Annotated in this window: 10 protein-coding genes; 5 read left to right on the forward strand and 5 right to left on the reverse strand. The window is 61.0% G+C overall.

Annotated elements, in window-relative coordinates:
* Positions 1 to 1,305, reverse strand: a 1,305-nt coding sequence (locus tag WAW39_RS25285) for a Gfo/Idh/MocA family protein (protein ID WP_422321940.1), incomplete at its 3' end; no start/stop codon positions are given.
* Positions 1,306 to 1,386: 81 nt separating this feature from the next.
* Here WAW39_RS25285 and WAW39_RS25290 point away from each other — a divergent pair.
* Positions 1,387 to 2,475 carry a Gfo/Idh/MocA family protein gene (locus tag WAW39_RS25290; RefSeq protein ID WP_422321941.1) on the forward strand — a complete coding sequence of 363 codons (1,089 nt, stop codon included), beginning with the start codon at positions 1,387 to 1,389 and terminating at the stop codon, positions 2,473 to 2,475.
* A gap of 127 nt (positions 2,476 to 2,602) precedes the next feature.
* Here WAW39_RS25290 and WAW39_RS25295 read toward each other — a convergent pair whose 3' ends face one another.
* The gene (locus WAW39_RS25295) at positions 2,603 to 3,478 is read right to left on the reverse strand and encodes a YicC/YloC family endoribonuclease (RefSeq protein WP_422321942.1); all 876 of its coding nucleotides are present in this window, start codon (positions 3,476 to 3,478) and stop codon (positions 2,603 to 2,605) included.
* 114 nt (positions 3,479 to 3,592) lie between these two features.
* Between WAW39_RS25295 and WAW39_RS25300 the strand changes: the two genes are divergently transcribed.
* The 3 genes from WAW39_RS25300 to WAW39_RS25310 are packed head-to-tail and all read left to right on the forward strand — an operon-like array spanning position 3,593 to position 6,590.
* The gene (locus WAW39_RS25300) at positions 3,593 to 4,504 is read left to right on the forward strand and encodes a ParB/RepB/Spo0J family partition protein (RefSeq protein ID WP_422321943.1); all 912 of its coding nucleotides are present in this window, start codon (positions 3,593 to 3,595) and stop codon (positions 4,502 to 4,504) included.
* A 51-nt stretch (positions 4,505 to 4,555) separates the two neighbouring features.
* Positions 4,556 to 5,014: a nuclear transport factor 2 family protein gene (locus WAW39_RS25305; protein WP_422321944.1), complete on the forward strand. Its 459-nt coding sequence runs from the start codon at positions 4,556 to 4,558 to the stop codon at positions 5,012 to 5,014.
* Between the two features lie 13 nt (positions 5,015 to 5,027).
* Entirely contained in the window at positions 5,028 to 6,590 is a 1,563-nt protein-coding gene (locus WAW39_RS25310) for a fused MFS/spermidine synthase (protein ID WP_422321945.1), read from the forward strand.
* Positions 6,591 to 6,718: 128 nt separating this feature from the next.
* Here WAW39_RS25310 and WAW39_RS25315 read toward each other — a convergent pair whose 3' ends face one another.
* The gene (locus tag WAW39_RS25315; RefSeq protein ID WP_422321946.1) at positions 6,719 to 8,131 is read right to left on the reverse strand and encodes a S41 family peptidase; all 1,413 of its coding nucleotides are present in this window, start codon (positions 8,129 to 8,131) and stop codon (positions 6,719 to 6,721) included.
* Positions 8,132 to 8,187: 56 nt separating this feature from the next.
* Complete coding sequence (locus WAW39_RS25320; protein WP_422321947.1) at positions 8,188 to 11,865, reverse strand: PVC-type heme-binding CxxCH protein; 3,678 nt, start codon at positions 11,863 to 11,865, stop codon at positions 8,188 to 8,190.
* 297 nt (positions 11,866 to 12,162) lie between these two features.
* Here WAW39_RS25320 and araD point away from each other — a divergent pair, with 297 nt between their 5' ends.
* Positions 12,163 to 13,905 carry an L-arabinonate dehydratase gene (gene araD / locus WAW39_RS25325; protein WP_422321948.1) on the forward strand — a complete coding sequence of 581 codons (1,743 nt, stop codon included), beginning with the start codon at positions 12,163 to 12,165 and terminating at the stop codon, positions 13,903 to 13,905.
* A gap of 272 nt (positions 13,906 to 14,177) precedes the next feature.
* On the opposite strand, the gene WAW39_RS25330 is transcribed toward araD, so the two are convergent.
* Positions 14,178 to 15,182, reverse strand: coding sequence for a hypothetical protein (locus WAW39_RS25330; RefSeq protein ID WP_422321949.1), 1,005 nt, complete (start codon positions 15,180 to 15,182; stop codon positions 14,178 to 14,180).
* Positions 15,183 to 15,583: the final 401 nt, after the last annotated feature.

Below are 15,583 nucleotides of genomic sequence, written 5' to 3' on the forward strand. Positions count from 1 at the left end.
TCTGAACTCTGGGTCGCTTGATTCCGCGCTGTCTTGAGTGTTCGCGGAGCAGGAGGATCGAGGATGAATGCAGGACGAATGATCACAAAAAACGCCGCGCGGTTTCCCGAGCGGCGTTTTGTGTTTGAGTGACTGTTGCCTGCGCTTTGAGCGGAAGCTTTTGGCGAAGTCGTCGGAGGTGGCTTTGGCGACGACCTTGGTTTTTTGGAAGGTGGATTGCTCGCCCTTCTCAATGAGGATGCGCTCGTAGTCGGCGGAGGACATGGGGAGCTCGATGGTCTTGTCCTGCCAGGTGGAGAGGAGGATGGCGTTGGCGAGTTCGACGCTGCGGATGCCTTCGGCGGCAGGGGAGAGGAGTTTCTCGCCTTTCAGGATGGCATTGGTGAAGTTTTGCAGGATCTCGATGTGCTGGCCACCGGTCTGATCCACATGGATGTCCATGTGCCAGCTTTCGGGCATGGCGAAGGCGGCTTCGGCCTCCATGCAGAATTTGCTCATCTGCTGGCGGTTGCGCTGGAAGTGGATGCGGGTGCCGTCGGTGACGGTGAGGCGGCCTTGCTCGGCGGAGATTTCGAGCTTGTTGATGCCGGGGGCTTCGCCGGTGCTGGTGACGAAGGTGGCGGTGGTGCCGTTGTCATACTGCATGATGGCAGTGACATCGTCCTCGACTTCGATCTCGTGGAAGCGGCCGAACTGGCAGAAGCCGCGCACTTTCTGCGGCATGCCGAAGAGCCACTGGAAGAGATCCAGATTGTGCGGGCACTGGTTCATGAGCACGCCGCCGCCTTCGCCCTTCCAGGTGCCGCGCCAGCCGCCGGTGGCGTAGTAGTAATTGGTGCGGAACCAGTTGGTGACTTCCCAATGGACGCGGCGGACGGCGCCGATTTCACCGCTTTCGATGAGGTCCTTGACCTTCTTGAAGCAGGCGTTGGTGCGCATGTTGAACATGGCGGCGAAGATCTTGTTCTTGTCCGTGTGGGCGGCGATGAGGCGCTCGCAGTCGGCTTTGTGGACGGAGATGGGCTTTTCCACGAGGACGTGGAGGCCGGCCTGGAGTGCTGCGATGCCGATGGTGGTGTGGCTGAAGTGAGGCGTGCAGATGAGAATGGCGTCGATGTGGCCGCTGCGCATCATCAGGTTGACGTCGGTGAAGGCTTTTTCGCCTTCGGTGAGGTTCGGCAGGGTGCCGACGCTCTCGCACAAAGCGGTGACGCGCAGGCCGGGGATTTTGCCCGCGCGAATGTTCGCAAGGTGTGCCTTGCCCATGTTTCCAAGCCCAACGATGCCAAGTCTGACGGTATCCATGGTCCGAGACTAGCGGGGCGGGCGAGACGGTCAAGCGACTCAACAGTTGCGCTTTGACCCCCGAGCCTGCATTTTACAGGCATGCGACCGACCTGCCGTCTCCGAGATCAGCTCATCCTCGTCATGGGATGTGTGGCGGCGCTGCTCAGCACCACCCTCATGGCAGACGACCTACGCATCGGCATCATCGGGCTCGACACCTCGCATTCAGAGCAGTTCACGCTGCGCCTGAACGACCCTGCGAACCCGAACCACATTCCCGGTGCGCGGGTAGTGGTGGCCTTCCCTGGCGGGAGCCCGGACATTGAGGAGAGCAAGACGCGCATCGAAGGCTTTACGGCCACGGTGCGCGACAAGTTTGGCGTGCGCATCGTGGGCAGTGTGGCGGAGGCCTGCAAAGATGTGGATGCCATCCTGCTGCTGAGCCTCGAAGGCAGGCCGCGTCTGGAGCAGATGAAGCAGATCATTGCCGCAGGCAAACCTGTCTTCATGGACAAGCCGGTGGCGGCCTCCCTGAAGGATGCTGTGGAAATCTACAAGCTGGCGGCAGCGGCGCAGGTGCCGGTGTTCAGTGCCTCCGCAGTGCGGTGGTATCCGGGCGTACTGGAAGTGGCCAACGCGGAGCCGACTCCGGCGCGCAGCGTCATCTCCTATGGTCCGGCGCATGTGCTGCCGCACCACCCGGACCTGTTTTTCTATGGGATTCACCCGACGGAGGCGCTTTTTACCGTCATGGGGGCCGGGTGCCTGTCCGTCACTCGGACGACCACGACGTCAGAATCCATCGTTACGGGGCTTTGGTCCGGGGGGCGCACCGGGACGCTGCAGGCGATCCATGAAGGAGCAATGGCGTACAAGCTGATTCGTTTTGGGGACAAGCAGATCACCGAGCAGAAGTCTGAAGGCGACTACACGCCGATGCTACGTGAGATCGTGAAATTTTTCCAGACGAAGCAGGCGCCTGTAGCACCGAAGCAGACACTGGAAATTTACGCCTTCATGGCGGCGGCGGAGGAGTGCAAGCACCGGGATGGCGGGCGCGTCATGCTGCGTGATGTGATGGTCAAGGCCGGTGCGCCGGAGGCGTGGCTGCCTGAGGATGGCAAGGCGAAGCCGGCGGAGGCTCCGAAATCGGTGCCGAAGGGGCTGCCGAAGCCGGGGGCTTCGTGAGGGGGCTGGATGCTGGATGCTGGATGATGGGGCTTTTTTCTGCCCTGTGTGAAGGACAGAAGGGACGGAAACGACTGAAAGGACAGGCCAGAGACAACTTGGATGTTTTGGGGGCAATCTTGAATGCTCACTCGGCGTTCTGGACCTGCTCGCGGATTTTTTCGAGTTCGGTCTTGGCGGTGACGACGTGGTGGGCGATTTCGGCGTTGTTGCACTTGGAGCCCATGGTGTTGAACTCGCGGAAGAATTCCTGAAGTAGAAAATCGAGGCTGCGTCCGGCGGGGGTGTCGCTGGCGAGGTAGGAGCGGAACTGCTGCACGTGGCTGGCGGCGCGGGTGAGCTCTTCGGAGATGTCTGTGCGGTCCGCGAAGAGGGCGATTTCTTTGACGAGGCGCTCGTCATCCATGGGCAGGGGCAGACCAGCATCTTCCAGGCGCTGGCGGAGGACCTTGCGCTGGTGCTCGGGGACGGTGGCGGCTTTGGCGCGGATGGATTCGAGCAGGGATTCGATGACGGCGAGGCGGGATTCGATGTCGCTGCGAAGGCTGGCACCTTCGGTGCTGCGCATGGTGTTCAATTGCTTCAGGGCAGCAGCCAGGGCCTCCTGAATGGAGGGCCAGGCGTCTTCGGTGGCGATTTCTGCCTGGGCCTGGGTGATCACGCCGGGCAGGCGGGTGATGTCGGTCAAGGTGATGTTTGGAGGGACGTCCAGCTTCAAGGCGAGGGCGTGCAGGGCGTGGTAATAATGAGACGCGAGATCCTGATCGACCCGGACGGCCTCGGCTCCTGCGGCCCCTGTTTCCCGGCGAACGGCGACATTCACCCGGCCACGGGAGACGGCGGCGGAGACCTCGGTGCGGACGGCGTTTTCCAGCTCGGAGAGTTCACGGGGGAGATTGACCGCGACTTCGAGCTGTTTGCGGTTCACGGAGCTGCATTCCACGCTCCACGTCACGCCGGCGCGCTGTGATTCGCCCCGGCCAAATCCTGTCATGCTTTTCATAGCCATCAGATGGAACGATATTTGACATTGGTAAAGCTTTGGATGAGGCGGTCGCACATTCGCCGCGATTCCGATTTGCATCGTCCCGGGTACTCCCTAGTCTCGCCCTCCCATATGGCAAAAGCGGCTCTCGGCAAAGGACTCGGCGCACTCATTTCGGCATCCTCATCGGTGTCTGGAGTGTCGCGTCTGCCTGCACTCGCACAGCCAGCCCCTGGAGACGTGGTGAATCGCGTGACGCTGGACCAGATCGTCCCGAGCCCGCTGCAGCCGCGCAAAGAATTCCAGCCGGAGATGCTCACGGAGCTGATGGAGTCCATCCGCGAGCACGGCATCATCCAGCCGCTGATCGTGCGCCGGGTGAACGGCAAGCTGGAACTGATTGCCGGTGAGCGACGCTTCCGTGCCTCCCGCGAGCTGGGTCTCAAGGAAGTTCCCGTCATCGTCCGTGAAGCCAGCGACAAGGATGTGCTGGAGATGGCGCTGATTGAAAACCTGCAGCGCGAAGGGTTGAACCCGATCGAGGAGGCGCAGGCCTACTCACGCCTGGCGAAGGATTTCCTGATGCGCCAGGAGGACATCGCGCAGCGCGTGGGCAAGAACCGTGCGACGGTGGCCAACACGATGCGACTGCTGGAGCTGCCGGAGAGCATCCGCGACATGCTGATCGCGACGAAGATTTCCACCGGGCATGCCAAGGTGCTGCTGATGCTGAAGCAGCATGATGCGCAGGAGCGTCTGGCGCAGCAGATCGTGGCGAAGAGCCTGACGGTTCGCGCCACGGAAAAAGCGATCGATGCCATCCTGCATCCGCCGCCGCCGCCCCAGCCGAAGCCCACGGAGACGGACCTGATGCGTGCCATTGAAGCCGTGGAGCAGAAGCTGATTCAGCATCTGACCACGAACGTGAGCATTCATCACGCCGAGAAGAAGGGCCGCATTGAGATTGACTACTACGGGGTGGAAGATTTGAACCGCATCCTGAGTGTGATCGGAGTCAAAGAAGAGGCCTTCGCGGAGGAATAACGGGCGCTGAGCGCCAATGACGAAATCCGTATGACGAATGACGAAACAAGCATGCGTTTGAAGCCGATGGTATTTGTCATGCGGCATGTGTCGTTCCTTGTTTTAGCCCTCATGCTCATGGGCTGCCAGGCGGAGTCCAAGACTGACTCTGCTGACGTGCGCGAGTTCCTCACGCATTACTTTTCCACCTGGTCTGCCAAGGACATGGACGGTTACGGCGGCTGCTTTCACGAGCAGGCGCGCATTGTCTTCGTGCATCAGGGCATTCCGCAGAGCCAGGGGCTGACGGACTTTCTGCATGGCCAGAAACTCAGCCATGCCACCACCACGGTGCCGATGACCGAGGTGCCGACGGACATGAAAATCCTCAGCGATGAGCGCACTGCGCAGGCCAGCGTGCGGTGGAAGCTCACGAAGGGAGCCGACATCACGCTCGGCACCGATTGTTTCACGCTCATCAAAACCTCCACCGGGTGGAAGATCATGAGCCTTGTCTTTTACAACGACTGACCGCGAAAAACGAATGTCCCACACACCTTCCAAATCTTCCGCCGCTTCGGCAGAGAATGCAGCCGCGACACGTGGCACGCGCCTCTTTCTGGGAATTTCCTGCTTCCTGGCCGGGGCAGCGATGATGGTCATTGAAATCTGCGCCTACCGCCTGCTGGCGCCGTTCTTTGGCAACAGCGTGTACACCTGGACGGCTTTGATCGGGGTGATTTTGATAGCGTTCAGCGCAGGGGGTTACCTCGGGGGACACCTCGCCGACCGTAAGATGGCGCTCGATCTTCTCGGCTGGCTGCTGGCAGGATCTGCGGTGCTGACCTTTTTCATCCCGGCTCTGCACACGGTCTTTGCTGTGGGGATGAGTGCGCAGGGCCTCATTGCGGGGCCTGTGATGATTTCGCTGCTGCTGTTTGCGATTCCTGGAATCCTGCTGGGGGCCGTGTCACCGGCTGCGGTGCGCTTTTACAGCCTGACACTGAAGGACACGCACGTGGGTGCGGCTGCGGGCACGATCAGCATGCTGGGATCGCTGGGCAGTTTTGTGGGCACCTTTCTCTCCGGCTTTTTCCTGCTCTCCACCTTCGGGGTGCGCAGCATCTTTTTCGGCACGGCGACGCTGCTGATGCTGCTGGCCATTGCGGCATTCGTACTGGCCAAGAACACGCTGAAGCAGCAGGCCCCGGTGATTTTAAGCGGACTGTTTGCCTTTGGCATGAGCTGGATGACGGCACCGAAACCTAAGCCGGGCGTAATCTATGAGCATGAGTCGTTTTATCATCACATCGAAGTCAGTGAGCGAAGCGAGGGCAATGTGAAGCGCCGGATTCTCCAGCTGGATTCGACGATGGAAGGCGGCATGGACGCGAACACCGGCGATCTGATTCTGCCGTATCAGCAATACTGGAAGCTGGCCCTGCTGCGCGAGCCGGCGAAGGTGGGCAGCGCGCTGTTTATCGGAGCGGGGGCCTTTGGCATGCCGGAGAATGTGTCGCGTGAATTTCCTGAGGCTGCTGTCGATGTGGTGGAGATTGACCCGCAGGTGATCGAAGTCGGGCGCAAGTTCTTCAAGCTGGATGAACACCCCCATGTGAAAGCCCATGCTGGTGATGCGCGCCGGTACCTGCTGCAGAATGAAGGCAAGAAGTGGGACCTGATTTTTGGAGATGCGTACAATGGCATCCGGCAGATCCCGCCGCACCTTGCGACGCAGGAGTTTTACCAGCAGATCGCGGATCATCTGGAACCGAAGGGGGTGTTTATCATGAACCTGATCGCCTCTATTTCCGGCCCGAAGGCGGAGCTGACATCGGGCATGATCGCCACGGTGCGGAAAGCGTTTCCTTATGTGGAGGTGTTTGCCGTGGGTTACCGTCGTGATGAGACGCAGAATGTGATCCTCATGGCCTCACGCGAAGATTTGAAGCCGCTGATTGTGGACCGCTATGTGAAGCAAGGCTCCTGGCAGGAACAGCTGATCCGCACGCATGTGCCTGCAGGGACGGTGCCGCGGTCGAGCTACGTTTTTACGGATGATCACAATCCGGTGGATGCGATCATTGCGCGGGGGTTGCTGGAGTAGCGGATGTCTCGCCGGCGGGCTCTTAGCCTGAGGACGGGCACTGGTGTGTTTTCCGCACGCTGATGGACGGGCGGGCTGTCGCCACAGCCATCCTACGAACGGCGTGCTCACGCTGATGGAAGCGATGACTACCTTTCCAACGGCTTCGCTGCGGGGGCGAGAGAGGGGGCGACGAAGGCATCGAAGACGAGGACGCCTTTGAGGGAATCGACGGCGCGTTCGAGTTGTTTGTCGCCGAGGTTGGCGAGTTCCAGTGCGGCGGCTTCGCCGGTGCCGTGGGAGGCGCGCCATTTGGCGATGCGGAGTTCTTCTTCGGAGGTGAGGGCGGAGACGATGTTGGGCTCGACGCCGGCCTCGTGAATGGTGCGATGGCTGGGGGTGTAGTACTTGGCGGTGGTGAGGCGCATGGCGGCACCGTTTTTCATGGGGAGAATGGTCTGCACGCTGCCTTTGCCGAAGCTGGTGGTGCCGACGATGATGGCGCGCTTCAAGTCCTGCAGGGCGCCTGCGGTGATTTCGGAGGCGCTGGCGCTGCCCTGATTGATGAGAACCGCGATGGGATACTTGCGCGGCTCTTTGCCATTGCGAGAAGGGGTGCGGAAGGGGGGCGGGTTTTGCGAGGCGACGCGGCCCTCGGTGGTGACCACCACGGTGCCTTCGGGAAGGAACTCGCCGCATACGGCCACGGCGCTGTCCACGAGGCCGCCGGGGTTGTTGCGCAGATCGAGAACGAAGGCCTTCATGCCTTGTTTTTCGAGTTCATCGAGCGCCTTGCTCAGCTCGCGTGCGGTGGGCTGGTTGTACTGCGAGATGCGTGCGTAGCCGATTTTGTAAGGGCCGGCCATCTTTGGCGAAAGCAGCATGGGATCATGCAGGGAGGTTTCGGTGAGCGTTTCGTGCTTCACTTTGAATTCCAAGAACTGCTTGGTGCCGGGGCGGCGGACGGTGAGGCTGACTTCATCGCCGGCCTTGCCTTTGAGAAACTGCATGGCCTCGGCGATGCCCACGGAGTCGGTCAGCACGTCGTTGATGCGCACGAGTTGATCGCCCGAAAGGACGCCTGCCGCAGCTGCGGGGCCATCTTCGCGGACGGTGATGATGGTCAGGATGCTCTGGCGCAGGGCAATGGTGATGCCGATGCCTTCGGAGGTGTCGCTCTGCTCACGCTGCATGTCTTCGAAGAGGGACTTGCCCATGTACTCGCAGTGAGGGTCCAGCTTGTGGAGCATGCCTTCCAGCGCGCCCTCGACGAGCTCGGCGTAGGTGATTTTGGAATCATCCACGTAATTTTGCCGCACCATTTCCATGGCGCGCGTGAGCATCTCCATCTGCGCATAAGCGTCTTCCGGCGGTGGCTTGACGGGTGGGGAAGCGGGTGCTTTGGGATCTGTCTTCGGCTCTGCCTTGGATGCGGGCTTGGTCTCAGGTTTGGGGGCCGGAGCGGGCGCTGGTGCAGCCGCGGGCGGGGCAGGGGACGGAGGGGCCGCGTGAAGACTCACGCTGACGGCCAGAAGGGAAAGGAGTGCGGGGGCGCAACGCATGGCGGCATCCTGCATGATTTCGGGCGCTTGCGACAGGAGAAAATCCCTGCGGTGGATCAGTCCAACACCGAAGTCTCCAGTATGATCTCAGCCCAGTAGGCGAACTCCATGTTCCAACCGTTGGCGTGGGCTTCGAGGCGGAGGGTAACTTCCTGGCCGGTGAATTCTGAGAGATCGATCTCCAAGGTCTTCCAGCGGGGCTTTTCGTGGTCCACGGTGAGTTCTTTGACAACCTGTCCATTGACCACGGCTTTGGCGGTCCAGTCGCCGCGATCATCGGCCGCGACTGTGGCGGTGAGTTTGGTTTTGCCGGGCTGGACCTTGAGTTTGCGCTCGAAGCTGGCGGGCGTTTTTTTGTCGGGGAAGGGGTGGACGAGGAGGACGTTTTTCTGGCCGTAGTACTCGCTGAGTTTCATGGGCGTGCGCTCGAAGTCGGGAGCGCTGACTTTCCAGTCGGGGTTCCAGAGGCTGACGCTTTCCCAGTCGATGGCACGCGAGCTGGGACCTTTGGGCTTGGTGGTGGTGGTGTCTTCGACGCCTTTGATGAGGAGGTCTTTTTTCTCCTTGGTCAGCGGGCCTTCTTCCGGCGGGGCGAGGACGTACCAGATGAGATCGCGGAAGGCGGTGTCGGGGAAATTGCCAAAGCCCATGGGCATGAGGCTCTGCTTGGTGTTGGTGAGGGTGGCGACTTGATCGCGCGGGACGACCTGCGCGGCACCGCCGGCACCGAGGAGTTTGACGTGGCTGGGGGTGTCTTCGACGACGCGTCCGGCGAGGGTGCGGCCGTCTTTGGTGGAGACGGTGAAGTTTTCGTAGCCGTTGCCGATGATCTGGTTGGGATCGATGACATTGGCGAGGATGGCATCGAGGTTGCTGCGGCCACTGCCGATGAGGTCGGGGCCGACTTTTTGGCCGCCGCCGTGGAACTCGTGGCAGACCATGCAGGTGGAGGTGAAGATGAGTTTGCCGTTGGCGAGATCGGGTTCGCCGGTGAGGCAGGCTTGCTTCTTCTGGGCGATGAGGGACTTCACGTCATCGGAGGAATCTTTCCAAGCGCCAAGGACCTTGAAGGCGAGATCGCGAATGGCTTTGTCCTTGCTGGTGGCGAGAGCGCGACGGACAGGAACGGGGAAGCCGGTGGGGCTGACTTTGCCTTCGGCGATGGCATTGAGCATGGCCTGGGTCCAGGTGGTGCGGCTGCTGAGGGCTTCGATGGCGGCGTTGTAGAGCAGGCCTCTGGCCTGAGGGTCGGACTGCAAGCCGGAGGCTTGCGCTACGGCCCGCAGCGGGGCGATGAAGTCATCGCCGCCGAGGTCTGCGGCGGCGCGGATGGCGGCGACGGCGAGGGCGGTGGATGTTTGAGGAGTAAGGAGGGGCTTGAGGCCTTCCTTCACCGTGTCGGTGCGGACTTTGCGCAAGGATTGCAGAATGGCGATGCGTTCCTTCTCGGGCTTCTTGGCGTCGTGCAGGGCCACGATCATTTCTTTTACGGCGGCTTCATCGCCCCAGAGGACGGCGAGGGTCTGGCCGTGCTTGCGGACGTCGGCGTTTGAGTGAGTGCGCCATTGGGTGAGAGTGGCGGAGACGTCTTTGGTGGGCTTGATGACACCGCCTTCCTGGCCTTTGACGAGGCCGTCGAGGGCGTGGGCGAGGAGGATGTCGTGAAGTTCGATCTTCTCGCAGAACTCGACGGCGAGGGTGAGGCTGGATGCTTTGCGAGTATCGCAGAGGCGGCGCATGGATTTGTGAACGAGTGAGCGGGAAAGAGGCTGAAACTGAGGTGCGGAGTCGGAGAGCCAGTCGGTCCAGAACACGGGATTGGCAGCGAGCACGGGTTCGAAGCTCTGCCAGATGGAGAGGGCGAGCACGGGGTCGGCGTTTTGGGCTGAGCTTTTGAGGATGGCATCAAACAGGTTTGGCCATGCGAGACGGAAGCCGTCGTTTTTGCGGCCGTCCACGGTGAGTTTGCGGGCGCTGCATTGGCGGAGGGCAATGGCGGCGGAAAGGCGCACGGAGGGTTCGCTGTCAGCGGCGAGCTTTTCCAGGTAAGCGGGGATGCCGACGTTCATGCCTTCGCGAAAAGCGGTGCGAGCGACGGTGTCGCCGACGTTGCGTGCGGCCCAGGCGCGCAGGGAAGGGAATTTGGATTTTGCCGCATTTTCCAATGCTGAGGAGGTGCGTGCGCCGTGATCGATTTGGAGCAAGGTCCACAAGGCATCGAGACGGCTGGAGGCGTTGTTGGCGGCGGAGTTTGCGAGGGTGGCCACGGGTGCGACGGCGTCTTCCTGATCGCTCTTTTCGACGAGGACTCTGCGGGCCATGCGGCGCATCCAGCTGTTGGAATGCTCAAGTGTATCCACCAAATCATCGGTGGGGAGTTTCATGAGGTTGAGGTCGGTGAGGTCGCGGGTGGTTTTGGATTTTGCGTCGGTGGTGACGACGCGCCAGATGCGGCCGCGTTCGCGGTCGACGCCTTCGGGGTTGGCCTTGGCGTTTTGGTAGCAGGGGTACTTGTCGCACCAGTCCATGATCCAGAGGAAGCCGTCGGGGCCGGTCTGGGTGCTGACGGGACGGAACCAGCCGTTGTTGGCGCGGAGGAAGTCGCGGCGGGGTTCGCATTTGAAGGTGGCACCGACGGGGGTGAGGACTTCTTCGTGGATGGCGTTGTCGTGGATGTTGCCGATGAAGGCGTGGCCGTGGGTGTCTGCGGGGTAGCGGCCGCCTTGGTAGATCTGGATGCCGGCATAGGCGGCGCGAAAGTGTTTGTGTTTTACGATGCTGGGCAGGAGTTCGTAGGAGTAGGGATTCTCGGGGGCTCCGCCCTGGCGGGTGTAGATGCCGCCGGGGGCCATGTGGAAGAAGTGATCAATGACGCAGGCGCTGACGAAGAAGTTGCCGGCGGCGTCGTAGTCGCAGCCCCAGGGATTGCTGGTGCCGTCTGCGAAGACTTCGAATTCCCATGCGCCTTCTTTTACGCGCGATGTAGGACGGGCGCGGCCGATGCCGGCGTCGAATTTGAAGCCTTCTTTTTCGGGCTGGCCGGGGCGGCGGACTTTGCTGTTGGTGAAGACGCCGTGGGTCATGTAGAGCCAGCCGTCGGGGCCCCAGGTGAAGCTGTTGACGAGTTCGTGGGTGTCCTCGCGGCCAAAGCCGGTGAGGACGACGCGCCAGGCGTCGGGTTTGTCGTCGCCATCGTCATCGCGGAAGTGGATGAGGTGGGGCTGCTGGCCGACGTAGATGCCGTTGTCGCCGCAGATGATGGCGCTGGCGAGGTTGAGGCCTTCGACGAAGACAGTGCGCTTGTCGGCTTCGCCGTCGTTGTTGGTGTCTTCGAGGATGATGACGCGGTCACGGGGGATGGGTGGGGGAGCAATCGTCGTGGCAACAGGGGTTCCTTTGCAAAGCTCGGGAACGGGGTGGTACTTGTCGTCCTTGGCTTCGCCGCCGAAGGGGCGCTGGTTTTCGGGGAGGGGCGTGCCTTCGGGGTATTCGTAGGCTTCGACGATCCAGAGGCGGCCGCGATGATCCCAGGTCATGGCGACGGGATTCTGCACCATGGGCTCGTGGGCGAAGCAGCGGACTTCGTAGCCATCCGGCACGGACATTTTGGCGCGGGCTTCTTCAGGAGTGGGGCAGACGGTGGAGGCGGCGGCGCGTTCGCCTTCGAGCTCTTTGCCTGCGGCGAGGAGATGCGTGGAGAGGAGAAGCAGAGGAAGGAAAGGGAACGGGCGCATGGTGGGTGCTTGGTTGTAGCAGAAGCTACGGAGAAAGGACAAGAGCGATGTCGGACGTGATTTGGGTGGAATCGGACGCATGGGCTGATTTTGCAGGAGAGCGATGGGGACGTTCGAATTTTGCCGCAGAGGAGCGGAGAGGCAGAGGGGGCAGAGTTTTTTTAACCACGGAATACACTGAATACACGGAACCGGAATGGAGGTGAGGCTGGAGGAGGGGCGGGAAAGTGCGAGGACGATTTGACCGGGAGAAATCCAGCCTGTTAATGCACGCGAATCTTGTTATTCCTTTTACCAATGGCTTCTGAAAACACTCTTACTCGCAAAACTCCTGAACAACTTCGCTCCTGGCGCTGGTATGGCCGTGATGAATTGAGATCCTTTGGTCATCGCTCGCGCGCGAAGCAGGCGGGGTGGGGGAGTGAGGACATCGTAGGCAAGCCGGTGATCGGGATTTTGAACACGTGGAGCGATCTGAACTCCTGCCATATGCATTTGCGGCTGACGGCGGATGCGGTGAAACGTGGGATTTTGCAGGCGGGTGGGCATCCGATGGAAGTTCCGGTGATGTCTGCGGGGGAGATGCTGACGAAGCCGACGGCGATGTTTCACCGCAATTTTTTGGCGATGGAGACGGAGGAAATGCTGCGGGCGAATCCGATCGATGGAGCGGTGCTGCTGGGTGGCTGTGACAAGTCCACGCCGGGGCTGCTGATGGGGGCGTTCAGCATGGACATTCCGGTGATCTACATGCCCTGCGGTCCGATGATCAAGGGCAACTGGCGCGGCGACACGCTGGGCAGCGGCAGCGACGTGTGGAAGTACTGGGATGAGAAGCGCGCGGGCAATCTGAGCTGGGAGCAGTGGTGCGAGATCGAAGACGGCATCGCGCGTAGTCCGGGGCACTGCATGACGATGGGCACGGCGAGCACGCTGACAGCGCTGGCGGAGACGCTGGGGCTTTGCATTCCGGGGGCGTCTTCGATTCCTGCGGTGGACAGCGCGCATACACGCATCGCGGCGGCGGCTGGAAGGCAGATCGTGGAGAACGTGTGGCTGGACCGCAAGCCGTCGGGCATCGTGAGCGAGCGCTCGTTTGAAAATGCCATTGCGGTGGACATGGCGCTGGGTGGCAGCACGAATGCCATCGTGCATCTGGTGGCGATGGCGGGGCGGCTGGGCATCAAGCTGCCGCTGGAAAAATTTGACGAGATCAGCCGCAAGATTCCGCTGCTGGCGAACATGCGGCCTGCGGGCAAGTATTTGATGGAAGAGTTCTTCCTGGCGGGTGGTCTGCGTGCGCTGCTGAATGGCATGCGTGAGCTGCTGCACACGGATGTGCCGACGATCACCGGCAAGACGCTGGGTGAGGACATCGAAGATGCGATCATTCACAATGAGGATGTGATCCGCACGCCGGCCAATGCGCTGCAGCCAGATGGTGGCACGGCGATCCTGCGTGGCAATCTGTGCCCAGATGGTGCGGTGATCAAACATGCGGCGGCCACGAAGGAGCTGTGCACGCACACCGGGCCTGCGCTGGTGTTTGACAGCTATGCCGAGCTCAAAAAGAACATCGATGACATGGATCTGGATGTGACGAAGGACACGGTCTTGATTCTGCGCAATGCAGGGCCGGTGGGTGCGCCGGGGATGCCGGAGTGGGGGCAGCTGCCGATTCCGAAGAAGCTGATCATGCAGGGCATCCGTGACATGGTGCGCCTGAGCGACTGCCGCATGAGCGGCACGAGCTACGGGGCGTGTGTGCTGCACATCGCGCCGGAGAGCGCGGTGGGTGGACCACTGGCACTGGTGAAGACGGGAGATCTCATTGAGCTGGATGTGCCGAATCGGAAACTGCATCTGCATGTGAGCGATGCGGAGCTGGAGCAGAGGCGTGCGGCCTGGAAACCTGCGCCGGCGCGATACCATCGCGGGTATGCGAAGCTCTATGTGGAGCATGTGACGCAGGCGGATCAGGGGGCGGACTTTGACTTCCTGCAATACGGGCCGGCGGTGCCGGAGCCGGACATCTTTTAAGAGGGTGGTCAGGGCGTTTCCGAGCTGTCATCAAACGCGACGTGTCTACTTCGAGGCCTCAGGTGTGTTCGCACGTTGATGGTCGGGCGGGCTGTTGCCGCACCCAATCTACGGTGGGCCGGCTTGCTCTGAAACCGCTGCACAAGCAGAGAGGCGAGGGGTATTGTTTAAAATGTGTGTGAAGCGGCCTCGCATTGAGGCACAAAAAAACCTCCCGGCTTGCGCCGGGAGGTTAACCTTGAAGGTTTGAATCGGTCAGAGAACGATCTGAATTAGAAGCGGACGCTGAGGGTCACGCCGTAATAAACAACGCTCTGGAAAGCGGTGGCAGGACCACCGGGAACGCCAGGGAAGGGTGCATAGGGGTTCGTAGCGGAATGAGCCATGTTCTTCATCGGGCCCATTGGCAGGTTGAAAGCCACATAAGGGGTGAGGGTCGCACGGCTGTTGAGCTTGATTGGGAAATCAACGCCAACGTTGAGTGCGGTCCAGCCGCTGATGCCGCCCTGGGCAGCGCTCTGGCCGAAGAGACCGCCGCCACCGTAGAGGTTGCGGGAAGCCTGGGTCCAGCCAGCATTGTAGTTGAGGCCATAGCCCAGACCCGCGTGTGGGACGATGCTGATGGCATCGGTCACGGCGATGGTGGACTTGGCGGTGATGTCGAAGTACCAGCCGCCGTTGACGAGGTCATAGTTCGCGCTCGAAGCCAGATTGATCGGGCCGAGGTTGGTGTTGACGCCAAGAGTGAGCTGCTGGATGTCGTTCATGCCGTAGCCACCCGTGGTGAAGGGAATCTGATTGGCGCCGCTGCCATTGGCCAAGGAGCCCATGTTGTGGATGTAGCTGTAGCCGAAGCTCACTGCGGCAGGACCGAAGTCATGCGAGATGGCTGCACCCAGCTGAAGGCGCTGGAAGGAAGCGGTGTTGCTGATGCCGACGCCCTGCAGGCCATTGGGGGAGAAGTGGTCCTGATCACCTGCGAGGGAGCCGTAGTTGACGTCCCAGAGGAGGGCGGTGCTGCCAGCGCCGTCTTCGGCGGCACCGCCGACGAGGGGGATTGCGCCATTGAGGCCGGCACGCACCCAATGCTGACCGTAGTTGATGCCACGCCAGACATAGTTGGAGTCGTAGCCGATGGAGGCGATGATACCGAGGTCATCGTTCACCGGAGCGGGAGCGATTGGGTTTTTAGGAGCGGGTGCGGAGGGTCCGGCCACAACGGGAGTGGCGGCCAGAGCCAAGAATCCCAGCGTTTTCAGCAATGCGTTCAATTTCATAGTCTGAGCAGTTTTTTTTAGGTTTTAGAGTTTGAGGTCAGACACTCGCAAGAGATGGAACAAAAACAGGAGGATTGATTCCACGCATGTGAGCCGTTCAAAGGGTTTGCTAGCAGGTGTCGTAAATACGGGAAAGCATTTTCCCTCACCTGATAGGATGCTCAGGGGCATGCCTGATCCAATCCACTTGCCCAAGCAACAGGCACAAAAAAACCTCCCGGCTTGCGCCGGGAGGTTAACCTTGAAGGGTTGAATCGTTCAGAGAACGACAGGTATTAGAAGCGGACGCTGAGGGTCACGCCGTAATACACAATGCTGTGGAACGGGGTGGCAGGACCACCGACTGGGGTGCCAGGGTAGTTCGTGGTCGAGTGTGCCAGATTCTTCATCGGACCCATTGG

This window comes from Prosthecobacter sp. (genome assembly GCF_049294395.1).
Classification (GTDB): domain Bacteria; phylum Verrucomicrobiota; class Verrucomicrobiia; order Verrucomicrobiales; family Verrucomicrobiaceae; genus Prosthecobacter.